Source organism: Actinomadura sp. K4S16, from assembly GCF_008327685.1.
Lineage (GTDB): Bacteria > Actinomycetota > Actinomycetes > Streptosporangiales > Streptosporangiaceae > Spirillospora.
This window is the reverse complement of record NZ_BDDE01000009.1, coordinates 102,419-117,105: the sequence shown is the minus strand read 5'-3', so window position 1 is coordinate 117,105 and position 14,687 is coordinate 102,419. Positions and strand designations below refer to the sequence as shown.

The 14,687-nt window shown below is 74.0% G+C and carries 10 protein-coding genes; 3 read left to right on the top strand and 7 right to left on the bottom strand.

Annotated features, from left to right (window positions below; translation table 11 throughout):
- The first annotated feature begins 20 nt into the window (after nucleotides 1–20).
- Together K4S16_RS00410 and K4S16_RS00405 are read left to right on the top strand one after the other, a co-directional pair.
- A complete protein-coding gene (locus tag K4S16_RS00410; RefSeq protein ID WP_149256788.1) occupies nucleotides 21–887 on the top strand; it encodes a cyclopropane-fatty-acyl-phospholipid synthase family protein in 867 nt (288 codons plus the stop codon).
- Between the two features lie 53 nt (nucleotides 888–940).
- A complete protein-coding gene (locus tag K4S16_RS00405) occupies nucleotides 941–2,137 on the top strand; it encodes a cytochrome P450 (protein WP_200841596.1) in 1,197 nt (398 codons plus the stop codon).
- Between the two features lie 4 nt (nucleotides 2,138–2,141).
- On the opposite strand, the gene K4S16_RS00400 is transcribed toward K4S16_RS00405, so the two are convergent.
- Genes K4S16_RS00400 through K4S16_RS00380 form a run of 5 tightly spaced genes read right to left on the bottom strand, consistent with a single transcriptional unit; the run spans nucleotide 2,142 to nucleotide 7,187 of the window.
- Entirely contained in the window at nucleotides 2,142–3,239 is a 1,098-nt protein-coding gene (locus K4S16_RS00400) for an alpha/beta hydrolase (RefSeq protein WP_149256787.1), read from the bottom strand.
- Nucleotides 3,226–4,023, bottom strand: a complete 798-nt coding sequence (locus K4S16_RS00395) for a 2-oxo acid dehydrogenase subunit E2 (protein ID WP_149256786.1) — start codon at nucleotides 4,021–4,023, stop codon at nucleotides 3,226–3,228. Before K4S16_RS00395 ends, K4S16_RS00400 begins: the two co-directional genes overlap by 14 nt.
- Nucleotides 4,020–4,247 (bottom strand): acyl carrier protein, encoded by a 228-nt coding sequence (locus K4S16_RS00390; RefSeq protein ID WP_149256785.1) that lies wholly within the window; start codon nucleotides 4,245–4,247, stop codon nucleotides 4,020–4,022. Before K4S16_RS00390 ends, K4S16_RS00395 begins: the two co-directional genes overlap by 4 nt.
- Nucleotides 4,244–6,133, bottom strand: coding sequence for an HAD family hydrolase (locus tag K4S16_RS00385; protein ID WP_200841595.1), 1,890 nt, complete (start codon nucleotides 6,131–6,133; stop codon nucleotides 4,244–4,246). Before K4S16_RS00385 ends, K4S16_RS00390 begins: the two co-directional genes overlap by 4 nt.
- Before the next feature lie 25 nt (nucleotides 6,134–6,158).
- Nucleotides 6,159–7,187 (bottom strand): 3-oxoacyl-ACP synthase III family protein, encoded by a 1,029-nt coding sequence (locus tag K4S16_RS00380; RefSeq protein ID WP_149256783.1) that lies wholly within the window; start codon nucleotides 7,185–7,187, stop codon nucleotides 6,159–6,161.
- A 236-nt stretch (nucleotides 7,188–7,423) separates the two neighbouring features.
- On the opposite strand from K4S16_RS00380, the gene K4S16_RS00375 reads away from it, so the two are divergent.
- Nucleotides 7,424–9,154: an ABC transporter permease gene (locus K4S16_RS00375; RefSeq protein WP_149256782.1), complete on the top strand. Its 1,731-nt coding sequence runs from the start codon at nucleotides 7,424–7,426 to the stop codon at nucleotides 9,152–9,154.
- Nucleotides 9,155–9,161: 7 nt separating this feature from the next.
- Here the strand turns inward: K4S16_RS00375 and K4S16_RS00370 are convergent, their stop codons facing one another.
- Together K4S16_RS00370 and K4S16_RS00365 are read right to left on the bottom strand one after the other, a co-directional pair.
- Nucleotides 9,162–13,853 carry a type I polyketide synthase gene (locus K4S16_RS00370; protein ID WP_149256781.1) on the bottom strand — a complete coding sequence of 1,564 codons (4,692 nt, stop codon included), beginning with the start codon at nucleotides 13,851–13,853 and terminating at the stop codon, nucleotides 9,162–9,164.
- Nucleotides 13,854–13,890: 37 nt separating this feature from the next.
- Nucleotides 13,891–14,682, bottom strand: a complete 792-nt coding sequence (locus K4S16_RS00365; protein ID WP_149256780.1) for an AfsR/SARP family transcriptional regulator — start codon at nucleotides 14,680–14,682, stop codon at nucleotides 13,891–13,893.
- Nucleotides 14,683–14,687: the final 5 nt, after the last annotated feature.

The window sequence follows — 14,687 nt, the reverse complement described above, 5'->3', positions numbered from 1 at the left end:
CGCGACCCAATGGAGACACCATGGCCTCTGGAGAGACGACGAGCACCGCCTTCCCCTCGCCGGGCGAGATCGGCCACTTCTACGACCGGACCGGACGCCACCTCACCCGCTTCTTCGGCGGCGCCATGCACTACGGCTACTGGACCGGGCCCGACGACGACAGCAGCCTGGAGGAGGCGTCCGAGCGCTTCACCGACCTGATGGCCGAGAAGCTCGGCGTGGCGGGGGGACGGATCCTCGACCTCGGATGCGGTACCGGCGAGCCCGCCATCCGGGTGGCCCGGACGACCGGCGCCGAGGTGATCGGCATCTCGGTCAGCGCCGAGGACGTGCGGACGGCCACCGCGCGCGCGGCGGCGGCCGGGCTCGCCGAACGGGTCCGGTTCGAGGTCGCCGACGCGATGGCCCCGCCGTTTCCGACGGACTCCTTCGACGCGGTGCTCGCGCTGGAATCCATGGGGCACATGCCCGACCGGGCCCGGGTGCTCGCCGAGATCGCGCGGGTGCTGAGGCCGGGGGGCCGGCTCGCCTTCTGCGAGGCGTTTCGCAAGGCGACCCTGTCCCCCGAGGCGGAGCGGGCCGCGCGCGCCGTGTTCGATGCCTGGATGGGCGGCTCGCCGCTCATCCCGATCGAGGACTACCCTCCGCTGGTCCGCGGCGCGGGCCTGGAACTCGACGAGGTCGTCGATGTCAGCGTCAACATCCAGAAGACCCAGGCGCACTTGATGGAGCGCATGCGCGCCGGCCTGGACGAGGACCCCGAGTTCCCGCCTGACCTGGCCCGGGTCATGCAGGCGCAGCGCGACGTGCTGCCCTTCCGGGACGAGATCGTCGCCCAAGGCGGCTACGGGGGCTACCTCGTCGTGACCGCCCACCTGCCCGCCTAGGACCACCCGTCCCGTGGTCGCCGGCGTCCGGCGCCGGCCCGTGAGGAGGCACAGTGACCACCGACCCGCGGACCTTGCCCGTCGCACCGCCCCGGCTGTCGGACGGGGGTGCGGACTTGTTCGGCTGGGCGCGCCGGATGCGCGACGAGCGGCCTGTGGCGCGCGATCCGGACGGCATCTGGCACGTGCTGCGCTACGCCGACGTGCAGCGGGTCGTGTCCGACCACGCCGTGTTCTCCAGCGACCCGGCCCCGGTGCTGCCGGGCACGGCCCGGTTCCGAGGCAGCATGCTGTGGCTGGACCCGCCCGAACACCAGAAGGTGCGGCGCGTGATCAGCAGGATCTTCACCCCGAAGGCGGTGGCCGAGCTGGAGCCGCGCGTGCGCCGCACCGCGGTGGAGCTGCTGGACGCGGCCGCGGGACGCACGGAACTGGAGCTGGTGCGGGACCTGGCGCTGCCGCTGCCCATCACCGTCATCGCCGAGATCCTCGGCATCCCCACGTCCGACCGCGGCCGGTTCGAGATGTGGGCCGCGCGGATGGTGGCCGCCCTCGTCCTGGACCCGGTCACCGACCCCGACGCGATGAAGCGGGTCGGGGCCGGGTCCGGCGAGGTGAACGCCTACCTGCTGGAGCACTGCCGGCGGCGGCGCGCCGAACCGGCCGGGGACCTGCTGAGCCGGCTGGTGACGGCAGACGTGGACGGGCACCGGCTGACCGATCGGGAGGCGATGAACTTCGGCCGCGTACTGCTGGAGGCCGCGCTCATCACCACCACCATGATGATCACCAACACGGTGGAGTGCCTGGACCGGCACCCGGGCGTCGCGGCCGAGGTGCGCGCCGACCGGTCGCTGGTCCCCGCGGCGTTCGACGAGACGCTGCGGTACCGGCCCCCGATCCTGATGATCCCCCGCTACACCCGCGGCGCCGTCGAGATCGCGGGGGCGACGATCCCCCCGCGCTCGCTGGTCAAGGCATGGCTGGCCTCCGCCAACCGGGACGAGCGGCAGTTCGCCCGCCCCGACGAGTTCGACCTGCGGCGCCGCCCGAACCCCCACATCGCCTTCGGCAAGGGAATCCACTACTGCCTGGGCGCGCAACTGGCCCGCCTGGAGGGGGAGATCGCCCTGAACCTCCTGCTGGACCGCTACTCGGACATCCGGGTCACGCCCGGTGCGGCACTGGAGCACCACCCGCAGAACTTCTTCGGGGTCAAGCGCCTGCCGCTGACCGTCGTGCCGGCCTGACGGATCAGCGGCTCCGGAGGGCGGTCAGGCCGCGACGGGCCCGCAACGCCGCCAGCACCCCGCCGAGGAGCGCGGCCTGGACGCCGCCCCGGCCTCTCATCTCCAGCAGCGACCGCGCCGTCCACAGGCTCGACTCGGCCAGATGGTGCGGCGAAGCGTGCACATCGTCCAGTTCCAGGACCTTCAGGTCGCGCAGGTGCGCGCGGAGGCGGGCGACGTCCGCACGCGGGATGATCTCGTCGCGCAGGCTGGAGACGTACCGGACGGGCGCCCGGACGCGCGCCAGTTCGGCGGAATCCAACGCGTACCCGGGCAGGATCCCGTCCAGATCCGCGCGTGCGACCCCGGCGAGATGCGCGATCGTGTCCATGGTGATGCGCGGGACCCCGCGGCGCCAGGACGCGTCGGTGAAGAACGGGCCGACCGGGGCACCGGTCGTCGCGATGCCGCGCAGCCGCGAGTCCTCGGCGGCGCAGCGCAGTGCCAGGTGTCCGCTGAAGCTGAGCGCGAGCGCGTAGGTGCGGGCGGTGTCGGCCCGGGAGCCGACCGCGTCCATCAGCGCCGACAGCATCTCGTGCGCCCGTGCGGTGTACGGGACGCCGTTCTCCCCCACGCCCGGCATCTCTGTCACCACGCACGCCATGCCGAGCCGGGCGGACTGCCGAAGCGTCGGCGCCCATTGCTCCTTCACGCTGACGATGCCCCCCGTGACGATCAGCAGCGGCAGCGGTTTCCGGGACGACAGGCCGGCGGCGTAGCAGCCGAATCGCCCGCCGGCGGCCTCGATGTCGAGGCGCTCGACCCCGCGGAGCCCGCGCCGCCATTCGCCGAACATCTCCACGCATTTCTTGTGCGCGTGCGCGCGGGCCGGGCCGTCCACATAGGGGAACCGGGCCATGGCGTAGTGCCTGCCTGCCTCCAGCGGACGCCCGCGGCGCTCGAACTCCTCGGCGGCCTCGCACCAGACGCGTGCCCAGGAGCCGCGCGCCCCTTCCTCGTCGCCGGTGATCCGGCGCAGGATCTCCGCGCAATGCCGCGGCGACATCCGCTGGGTGCGGGCGTGCACGGCGGCGAAGGTCTTCAGTTCCTCAACGTCGTTCATCGGCGCCCTCTCCCGACAGGGCCGGGAGGTGCTCGGCGAAGCCCTCCAGGCCGTCCTTGACGTCGGCCAGCAGGTCCGCGGCCTCGGCACCGTCGATCACGCGGTGGTCGAAGGCCAGGTTGAGCCGCATGATCGGCGCGATGGCGACCGCCCCGTCGCGGACGACGGGCCGCTCCAGCACGCGGCCGATCCCGAGCGTGACGGTGGTGCCGCCGACCGAGTGGAAACCGTCCACCGGACGGTGGCCGAGGGAGGTGACCGCGAACGTCCCCAGCACCTCGGCACGACGCGCAAGCGGCCGGGACCCCAGCCGGTAGGCCAGCGGGCGCAGCGGCCATGGCAGTCGATGCAGCACCCGGACCCCGGAGAACTCGGGCATCGCGGCCGGGTCACCGTCACGGAGGTGGTCGATGCGGCGCTGCACCTCCTCCAGCGAGGCGCGGTCGGTGTCCGGGACGACGGCGGCGAGGACCACCCGCCGGCCGTTCAGGGTCTTGTCCAGGGTGACCTTGCCGTGTGCCGCCGGGTAGCGGGCCACCGTGGGCCGGACCCGGCCGCGGATGGCGGCGTTGGCCTCCGGGTGGCGGACGAGGGCCCGGCCCGCGACGTGCAGCACGTAGGAGACGATCGAGTAGTGCCCGCCGCCGGCGCGGCTCGCGGCGCGGTGCGCCAGCACGCGGGACATGTCGACCTCGGTGTCCAGGAAGACCGGCGCGAACGGCCGCAGCTCCTCCAGGAAGTGCAGGGTGTGGCGCCGCTCGTGGGCGACGGGTGCGGTCCTCATGGCGCGGCGACGAGGGCGTAGACGCTCTCCAGGCTGGCCGCCTCGAGCAGGTCCGGCATGGACAGGCTGCGGCCGGTCCGCTCCTCCAGCACGGTGAGCAGCCACAGCAGGTGGACCGAGTCCCAGCCGGGGAGGCTGTCGAACTCCAGGCCGGCGGTCTCGACCGTCACCGGCAGGCCGAGTTCGTCGCGGACGAGCGCGACGAGGTCGTCGATCGTGTTCACTGTTGCGTCCCTTCGGATGCCGCGAATCCGGCGGTGAGCCTGATGTGGCCGGGTGCCGGGGCGATGTGGCGCAGGTCGTGGCGGAAGGTGCGCGCGCCGTCCGGGCCGTCCGCTCCGCCGTCGCGCCGGAAGCCCTGCCGCGGGTAGAAGTCCCGGGCCCCCGCGTTGCGGGGCGTCGGCACGTACGTGCCCACCACCGCGCTGGCCCCTGTGGCGCGCGCGTGCAGGAGGACGGCGGACATGCACGCCTGTTCGATGCCTCGGGCGAAGACCCGGCAGCTCAGCAGGAAGTTGTCGATGTGCAGCTCATCGCCGCGGCGGCGCAGGAACACCGCGCCCACCGTCCCGTTGTCGCCGAAGCGGTCGGCGGCGCGGACGGTCAGCACGGAGGTGTCCGGATCCGTGGCCATGGCGGCGACCTCGCCCTGTGAGAGGCGCCGCGTGGTGAGGTTGAACTGGTTGGTGCGCAGCGTGATCTGGGAGACGCGCGGAATGTCGCGCTCCCGGGCGGGGGCGACGTCCACGCTGACGTCCAGTTCCCGGAGGTAGTCGGCCAGGGAGTCGAACCCGGCGGAGAAGTCCCGCCGGTCCAGCTCGGCGCGGTAGCGGGCCGGACGCGCGGCGTCCTCCCGGGTCAGCTCGACCACGTCGAACCAGCCGTCGCGCAGCAGGCGCGGCGCGTGCCAGGCCGGCTCTTCGTCCACCGCGACGACGGCGACCTCCGGGAGGCGGTGCGCGACCAGGTCGCGCTCGTAGGGGCTGTCGTCCACGAAGACGAGGCTCTCGACGCCCAGGCCGAGATCGGCGGCCAGTTCGACGAGGTTGTCGGGCTTGGGCCCCCAGTTCGCGACGATCCGGACGAAGTCCTCCTCGCGCAGCACCATGCCCGGATGGTCCCGGAACGCGGTCCGGACCAGGTCGGCGTCGTTCTTGCTGACGACGGCGAGGAGGATCCCCTGCGAGGCGAGTTGGCCGACCACACGCTGGAAGCTCGCGAACGCCTCCCCGCGCAGGCCTTCGCCGACGGTGACGCCCTCCGGTCCGTCGTCCCCGAGTGTTCCGCCCCACAGCGTGCCGTCGAGGTCCAGGACCAGGCACTTGCGTGTGCGCCCGGCCAGGTGCCGTGCGAGGTGCCCGGCCTCCCGGGCGTAGGCCGCGAGGACCTCCGCGTTCAGGTGCGCCTTGGCGTAGACCGAGGGCCGCGGGTCCTCGACCGCTCCGGCTGCGCCGACGAGGGGGTCGAGGTCCAGGACGACGACATCGGGGTGTTCGGCCGCCAGTTCCAGGAGCGCGGTGTTGAACTCCCGCCAGACGATGCCGAGCCGCGCCCTGGAGCGGTGGTCCACGAGCTGGGCGGCGTGCCCGTGCTCAAGCGGAACGGTGTTGAGCACCAGCGTGCCCCGGCCGGCGGAGGTGAACGCGACGGCCAGCTTTCGCAGCAGGGCGGCCTTCTCCCGAGCGGCTCGCTCGACGTCGCCGGGCCGCCAAGACGGGGGGACCTCGTCGAATACCACTCCGGCGTCGAGGACGCACAGCGTCAGGTCGGGCTCGGCGGCGTACAGGGCGCTCGCGGGGTCGAGCAACTCGCTCACGTACGTGCCGAACGGAGCCAGGTGGGGACGCGTGAGGATCCCGTGCCGGGCCAGCTCGGCGGTCAGCGCGGGCACCAGCCCGGCGACGGTGCCGTGCCCGGTGATCGCGACGGTGCACGCCGGCACGCCGGGATGGGTCCGCGCGACCTCGTCGGGGTCGAGCCGGGCCAGCAGCCTCCCTGCCCTGGCCAGTTCGGCGTCGGAGGCGCCGAGCAGCAGGGCCCGGACACGCGGGTACTCGGCGGCGAGCCGGCCGGCCGCGGCCAGCTCGGTGAGCCGTCCGGGTCCCTTCACGGCGGGGACGGGGCGGCGCGGCACCTCAGGCCCTCTCCAGGGCCAGCCCGCCCCTGATCCACTTGCTGGCCTCGATGGCGACGGCGAGCGCCCGCTCCCCCGGCCCGATCCGCTCCATCAGGCGTTCGAGCTGGAAGAACAGCAGGCCGTTGCCGTTGTTGCCGATCTCGCGGACGCAGGACAGCTCCTCCGGCCCGGGGACGGCCATCCGCTCGGCGATCCGGGCGGTCATCCGGCCGGAGAGCTGCGGGGGGAGCAGGTAGGACAGCTCGTCGGCCTTCCAGTTCACCTGGCCCAGGAGCTCGTACATGGTCTCCGCCGCCATCTCCGGCACGGACGCCTCGATCGCCTTGTAGTCCTCGCTGGCGGCCGGGCCCTCGGCGCGCCGGCTCGCCCCGTACCAGGCGACGGTCTGACCCGGCGGGCGGCCGAGGCCCGACAGCCGCAGCAGCAGCCGGCGCAGCAGGACTCCGTCGGGGGACGGAGCGGTGGACAGCACGGCGGCGCCCATCCCGTCGCCGAACAGCACCAGGTTGACGAGCTGGGCCGGAAGCGCCGCCGAGATGTCCGCGCTCGGGTCCAGGTGCTTGTAGGAGACGTCCCCGCCGAGGACCAGGGCGGTGCGCGCCGTTCCGGCCAGCAGCGCCTGCTGCGCCACCATGAGCGCCTGCACGGCGCCGGTGCAGCCGGACTGGAGCTGGAAGCTCGGTACACCGTCCACGCCGAGCCGGTCGGCGATCACGTTCACGGTGGCGGGCATCAGCTCGTCGGGCGAGGCGGTCCCGAGCACGATCAGGTCCACCTCGGACGGGTCGACGCCCGCGGCCGCCAGCGCCTCCGCGCCGACCTCCGCACCGAGGTCGGCGAGCGTGCAGCGGGTCTCGCCGGTCTCCAGGTCGACGGCGTAATGCCGGTTGGCGGTGCCGACGAAGGTGTCCACCCAGCTCTGCCACGCCTCCCCCATGCCGAACCGCCGGGCCAGCGTCGCGTTGTCGACCGGTGGGCCGGGCAGGGCGGTCCGTACCGAGCGGACGCTGATGTCCGGAGCAGCCATGGGATTCCTCTCCGCGGTCGGGCGTGGTCGCCGGCGGGCGCGGCCGCGCCCATGACGCCTGCCGGATCAGGCTAGGAAGCGGGGCTTGGACGGCGCTTTCCCGCGCGATCGCGGGGCCTAGGGGCGGGCGGCACCGGTAATAGGGGTGGGCCGGGCGGCGCGGGGGACGGATGATCGTGGGAGCGCCGGGGCGGGGCAGTCGCGCGCCCGCCCGCGCCCTCTCCTAGGAGCGCCCCATGATGCATCCTCGGACCGTCGGCCGCGCGCGAGAGGACGCGCGGACGCGCGGCGCCGAGAGGGCGCCCTCGGCACCCCGCCGCTCACGCGCGCGAGAGCGCCGACCGACGGCCTTCGCCGGCACCATCGCCCTGACCAGGCTCGCGGTGCGCTACGACCGGGTGCGGCTGCCTGCCTGGACGCTCGGGACCGCGGCCATTCTGTGCCTGTGGGTGACCTCGGTCGTGGCCTCCTACCCGACCGCGCAAGACCGGATGGGCCAGGCCAGGGTGTTCGCGCGCAGCGCCGCCGCCCGTGCGGTGGACGGCGCGGTGTCGGGCACCGGGATCGGCTCCCTCGTGATGGCCGAGGTGCTGATCTCGGCGGCCGCGGCGGTCGGGCTGATCAGCACGTTCGCGGTCGTCCGGCTTACCCGCGCCCATGAGGAGGCGGGGCGCGCCGACCTGGTCGGCGCGGGTGCCGTGGGGCGCTGCGCGGCCCCGGCGGCGGCGCTGCTCCGCGTGCTCGGCGCCAATGTCCTGCTGGTGCCGCCGGCGGCCGGGGCGCTCATCGTCAACGGGCTGCCCGCCGCCGGGTCGTTCGCCGCGGCGGCCGGGCTGGGCGGCGTCGGCGTGGCCTGCGGGGCCATGGCCGCCGTCGCGGCGCAGCTCACCGCGACGGCCCGCGGCGCGAACCTGCTGGCCGTGGCGCTGGTCGCGGCCGCGTTCCTGGTGCGCGCCGTCGGCGACGTGATGGGCCATGTCGGCCCGGGCGGCGTGTCGGTGGAGGGCGCCTGGCCGTCCTGGCTGTCGCCGATCGGCTGGTGCCAGAAGCTGTCCCCCTACGCGGGCGAGCGCTGGTGGGTGCTCGCGCTGTTCGCGGTGTTCAGCGGCGCCGCGGCCGCGCTCGCCTTCCGGCTGGCGGCGCACCGCGAGATCGGCGCCGGGGTCCTGCCCGCGCGCGAGGCCGCGGAGGGCGCGCCGCGCTCCCTGCGCGGCCCGATCGGGCTGGCCTGGCGCATCCAGCGGGCCCACCTGCTCGGATGGGCGATCGCGTTCGTGGCACTGGGGGCCACGTTCGGCGGGATCGGTGCCGAGGCCGAGGAGATCGTGCGGACGAGCGACCAGCTCACCACGTTCGCCGACCGGCTCGGCGGCGCCGAACCGGTACAGGTGTGGTTCACCTTCCACATGGGGCTCACGGCGGCGATCCTGACCGCGCGGTTCACCGTGCAGGCGCTGCAGAAGATGCGGGCCGAGGAGGCGGCAGGGCGGCTCGGCCCGCTGCTGACAGCGGGGGTCGGCCGGAGCCGCTGGCTCCTCGCGCACGTCCTGTGGGTCGCGGCCGGGACGGTCGGGCTGCTGCTGCTCATCGCACTGAGCGCGGCGGCGGCTTACGGTGCGGCGTCCGGTGACGCGACAGGTGAGCTGGGCGCGATCCTGGGCGGTGCCGCAGCGCGCATCCCGGCCGAGTTCGTGGTCGGCGGCGCGGCCATCGCGGTGTTCGGGCTGGCGGGGCCCCGGGCACGGGTGCCGATGTGGCTGGTGTTCGTGGTGGCGGTGGTCCTCGGCCCGCTGGCGATGTTCGGAGACCTGCCCCAGCCGCTCCTCGACGTCTCGCCGTTCACGCACGTCCACGAGGTGCCGGCGGGACCGGTCGGAGTCGTGCCGGTGCTCGGGCTGCTGGCGGCCGCGTGCGCGTTCACGGCGGTCGGGCTGCTGGCCTTCCGGCGACGCGATCTGGCCGGTTGAGCCGCCCTCAGTTGACGGTTTCCACGGCCGTCCGCTCAGCCGGCACCTGTTCAGGGCCCGCGGGCGGACGGTCGTCTTCCAGGCCCTCCTCGCCGTCCAGAACGGTGCTCAGGTGCTCCGCGAGCCCGTCCGGGGTCGGGTGGTCGAAGACGGCGGCGGGCCGCACCGTCGCGCCGATCGCCGCGGTGAGGCGGGTGGCCAGCTCGAGCGCGGCGAACGACGACATCCCGAGCTCGACCACGCTGTCGTCGGAACCGACGGCTTCGGGCTCGGCATAGCCGAGGATCTCTGCGACGGCGTCACGGACCACCGTCCGGAGCAGGCGCGAGCGCTCCGCCGGATCGGCGTCGAGCAGCTCGCGGCGCCGCGACGCCACCGCGTCCGGCGCGTCCTCCTCCTGCTCAGCCTCCGCCTCCGTGCCGCGCAGCAGCGTGGCCAGCACGCGCGGTGGCGCGTCCCCGGCGGTCTTCTCCCAGTCGACGTCGGCGATCAGAACGGACGGCTCACCGCGCACGGCGGCTTCGGCCAGCAGTCCGATGGCCTGGAGCGGGGGCAGCGGCCGCAGGCGGCCCGGCGGGTCCGCGGGCGGCGCCCCGGGCTCAGGCCAGGGGCCCGCCACCGCGAACGTCATCGGCACCCCCTCGGCGCGCCGGGCGCGGGCGAAGGCCGCCAGGAACGCGGTTCCGGACGTGCGCTCGGTCAACGCCGGGAGGTGATCACCGGCCGGCTCCGCGCACAGCAGGACGGCCGCCAGGTTCCGGTCGCGGGCGAGTCCGGCCAGGGTGGACGCCGCCGCCTCGGCGGCCGGGTGCTCCATATCACCGACGACGTGCGCGACCGCGCCGACGGCAGGTAGGGCCGCGGCCTCATCGGGGCGGGCCGGGTCGAAGACCAGTGCTCGGGCGGCGGCGCCCAGCGCGCGCACCTCGGCGGCGAGGGCCTCGGCCGCGGCGGCGCCGGATTCGTCGGCGACCGCGAGCAGGAGGTCGACCTCGTCCGGTCCGGTGCCCGCCAGCCATCGTGCGAGGTGCCGGCCGGTCCCGGTGTCCGCGCCGCTCACGAGGACGGTGCCGTCCGCACGCCAGGACGGTGCTCCGTCGTTCCGCCCCGCGGCCGCGCGCACGAGGCGCCGGGCGAACAGGCCCGACCCTCGCAGGGCCACGTCGTCCTCGCCGGTGGCGCCGGAGAGGACGACGCGAAGCCGAGCCTCCTCGGCGGAACCGAGCGACGGAGGCAGGTCGATGAGCCTCGCGGCGGCGTCCACCCCCCAGAGGCGGGCCGCGTGCGGGTCGGCGGGAGGGTCGGACGGAAGCGCGCCGACCGCACCGGCCGTGATGATCCATGGCGGCGCCTCGACACCGAGTTCGGCGAGGGCCGCGACGAGGCAGAGCGTGGCGGCCTCGGCCTCCTCGGCGCCGAAGGCGAGGAGCGACACGACCCCCTCGGGTGGCGGTCCGCCGTCCCCGATCGCCTGGGCGAGGGCGGAGCGCACCTGCCCGGGGGTTGTGGCACCGTCCGGAATGCTCGCCCGTGTCACCGTCGCGCCGCCCGCCGCCAGGGCGTTCAGCACCGCGGCCAGCGGGCCGTCCGCGGCCGGCGCGGCGGGAACGACCGCGAGCCAGGTGCCATGCAGGCGTCCGGCTGACGTGTCGGCGACCGGGCGCCACCCGATTCGGTAGGACCATGTACGGCTGCGGCGCCAGGCCGACAGCGCGGGCAGGATCGTGCCGAGCGCATCGCGTTCCGCCGCGGCCAGTTGGAGCTTGCCGGCCACGTCGTCAAGGTCGCCGCGCTCGATCGCCTCCCAGAGGACGCCGTCGGCGCCGCCGGTCCCGGCCGGGACGTCGGGAACATGCTCAGGTGTCTCCTCGCCGGGCAGGCCCAGCCAGTAGCGGCGGCGCTGGAAGGCGTAGGTCGGCAGCGCGGCGGCGGGAGCGTCCGGTGCCAGCCGGGACCATTCGACGTCGTGGCCCTGGCTGAAGAGGTGGGCGGCGGCCGTGAGCACAGCCTCGGCTTCGGGGCGGTCTTCGCGCAGCGTGGTGACGAGACGTGCCGGGACACCCGCCGACACAGCCACCGACTCGGACACCGACTCGGACACCGACTCGGACGCGTCGAGGATCGACGGGAGCAGGGGTGTCAGCGTCGGGTGCGGTCCGATTTCGAGGTAGGCGGTGGTTCCGTGTTCATGGAGTGTGGCGATGGTGTCGGCGAAGTGGACGGTGTGGCGGATGTGCTGGGTCCAGTGCTGGGCTGTGGTGAGGGTGTCGGGGTCGGCGGTGGCGCCGGTGAGGTTGGTGATGAGTGGTGTGGTGGGGGGCCGGTAGTCCAGGTGGGCGATGGCCTGGTGGAAGTCGTCCAGGATCGGGTCCATGCGGGGTGAGTGGAACGCATGGCTCACCCGCAGTGGCCGGACCTTGCGTCCCCAGATCTCCCAGAAACCGGCGATCTCGGCGACGGCTTCCTCGTCACCGGAGATGACGACCTGGTCGGGGCCGTTCACGGCGGCCAGCGCCACCCCCGGATGCTCGGCGAGCAGCGGCAGGACCTGGTCGGCGCCAACCCCGATCGCGGTCATGGCTCCGCCCGGCGGGAGGCTTTGCATCAGGGTGCCGCGGGCGGCGACCAGGGTGCAGGCGTCGGCCAGGGACAGCACCCCGGCCACGTGCGCGGCGGTGACCTCGCCGACCGAGTGGCCGGCGACGAAGTCGGGGCGCAGGCCCAGCCATTCCAGCAGCCGGAACAGCGCCGCCTCGACCGCGAACAGCCCCGCCTGGGCGAACACCGTCCGCTCCAGGACCTGCGCGTCCCCCTCGAACACCACCTCCCGCAGCGAGCACCCCAGCAGCGGATCCAGCAGCCCGCACACCTCGTCGAACACGCCCGCGAACACCGGGAACGCCTCGTACAGCTCCCGGCCCATCCCCACCCGCTGCGACCCCTGACCCGAGAACAGCACCGCCACCTTGCCCCGCTTGGCTCCAGTGCGTCCGGCCACGACCGCCGGGTGCGGGACACCCGCCGCGAGGGCACGGAGGCCTTCGGACAGGGCGCCGACATTCTCGCCCAGCACGACGGCGCGGTCTTCGAGCGCGGCACGGGTGCCGATCAGCGCGGCGGCGATGCCCGCGGCGTCGACGTCGGGGTGGGCGGCCACGTGGGCGTGCAGGCGCTCGGCTTGGGCGCGCAAGGCGGGCGTCCCACGGCCGGAGACGGGCCAGGCATGGAGGGGCAAGCGAGGCTTGGACGGCCCTGTCTCCCGTGCGTCGTCGGCCAGCGCTTCCGGTGGACCGGCGGAGTCCCCGGCGCCCGGGGGCGGTGCCTGTTCGAGGATGACGTGGGCGTTGGTGCCACTGATCCCGAACGAGGACACCCCCGCACGCCGCGCACGCCCCGTCTCCGGCCACGCCACCGCCTCGGTCAGCAACTCCACCCCACCCGAGGACCAATCCACATGCGGCGAGGGCTCATCGGCATGCAACGTCGGCGGCAACACCCCCTCCCGCAACGCCATCACCATCTTGATCACACCCGCCACCCCCGCCGCGGCCTGCGCATGCCCGATATTGGACTTCACCGACCCCAACCACAACGGACGACCCGCCACCCGATCCCGCCCATACGTCGCCAGCAACGCCTGCGCCTCGATCGGATCACCCAGCGCCGTCCCCGTCCCATGCGCCTCCACCGCATCCACATCCGAGGCCGCCAACCCCGCCGCACCCAGCGCCTGCCCGATCACCCGCCGCTGCGAGGGACCATTCGGAGCCGTCAGACCATTACTGGCACCGTCCTGATTCACCGCCGAACCACGCACCACCGCCAACACCCGCCGACCATGACGAACCGCATCCGACAACCGCTCCACCAACACCAGACCCACCCCCTCCGACCACCCCGTCCCATCCGCCGACGCCCCGAACGCCTTACACCGCCCATCCACCGCCAACCCCCGCTGACGACTGAACTCGATGAAGACGCCGGGCGTCGCAAGGATCGTGACGCCGCCGGCGAGGGCGAGGGAGCACTCCCCCGCCCGCAGTGCCTGGCACGCCAGGTGCAGCGCCACGAGCGACGACGAGCACGCCGTGTCCAGGGAGACCGCCGGGCCTTCGAGCCCGAAGGTGTACGCCACCCGCCCCGACACGACACTGCCGGCGTTGCCGTTGCCCAGGAACCCCTCCAGCTCGTCCGGGGCCTTGGGCAGGCGCGTGTGGTAGTCGTAGTACATGACGCCGGTGAACACCCCGGTCCGGGAACCGCGTACCGACATCGGGTCGATGCCGGCGCGTTCGAACGTCTCCCACGCCACCTCGAGCAGCAGCCGCTGCTGCGGGTCGGTCGCCACGGCCTCGCGCGGGCTCATCCCGAAGAAGCGCGGGTCGAAGTCGCCGGCGTCGTAGACGAAACCGCCCTCGCGGGCGTACACCTTGCCGGGCTTGGACGGGTCCGGGTCGTAGAGGTCCTCGACCGCCCACCCGCGGTCGGCGGGGAAGGGCGCGATCGCGTCGGTGCCGTCCGCGACCAGCCGCCAGAGGTCCTCGGGCGAGGTGACCCCGCCCGGGTAGCGGCAGCCCATGCCGACGATGGCGATGGGCTCCTGCCGCCCGCTCTCCAGCTCGAGGATGCGTCCGCGGGCCCGCTGGAGCTCGTCGGTGACCCACTTCAGGTACTCGACGATCCTCGTGTCGTCCGCCATCTCGTCACCAGCCTTCGGGGAGGGTCCGGTGCGGCGGTCAGGAGACCGCGCGCAGTTCGGCGTGGGCGGGGATCCTGAGCAGCCAGTGGTCCGCCGACAGAATCGCCTGCTGCAGATCCCGCAGAGCCCGGCAGGGCTCCAGTCCGAGCTCCTTCTTCAGCGTGGCCCGCGCACGCTGGTACACCTCCAGGGCGTCCGCCTGCCGGTGCGACCGGTAGAGCGCGAGCATGAGCTGCCGGTAGAAGCCCTCGCGGAGCGGATGCGCCTCGGTCAGCTCGTACAGCGGCCTGACCTGTTCCCGGTGCAGGCCCATCATCAGGTCGCACTCCACCAGCAGTTCCAGGCACTCCAGCCGGCTCTCCTCGGCCCACGCGGCGAAGGTGCTGACGGCGGACCCCCAGGCCAGTCCCTCGAACGCCGGGCCGCGCCACATCGCCAGCCCCGCCCGGAGCGTGGCCGACGCCTCCTCGAAACGGTCCGCGCGGGCGCGTTCCCGGCCGTCGTCCAGCAGTCCGAGGAACTGGTCCAGGTCCAGTTCGTCCGGGCCGAGGGTCAGCAGGTAGCCGTGCGGATGGGTGGAGACGGGGCAGCCCTGCCGGTCCGGGCGCGCCAGGAACCTGCGGATCTTGTAGATGTAGACGTGGATCGCCGCCTGGGCGCGCCGCGGCTCGGTCCCGCCCCACAGCTCCGCGACGATCTGCTCGGGGGTGACGACCCGGCCGGCGCGGGAGAGCAGCAGGGCCAGCAGGAGGTTGGTCTTCGGCGCGCTCAGCTCCGCCGGCCCGGCGCCGTCGACGGTCCTTATCCGTCCCAGGATCTCGTATCGCATCACGC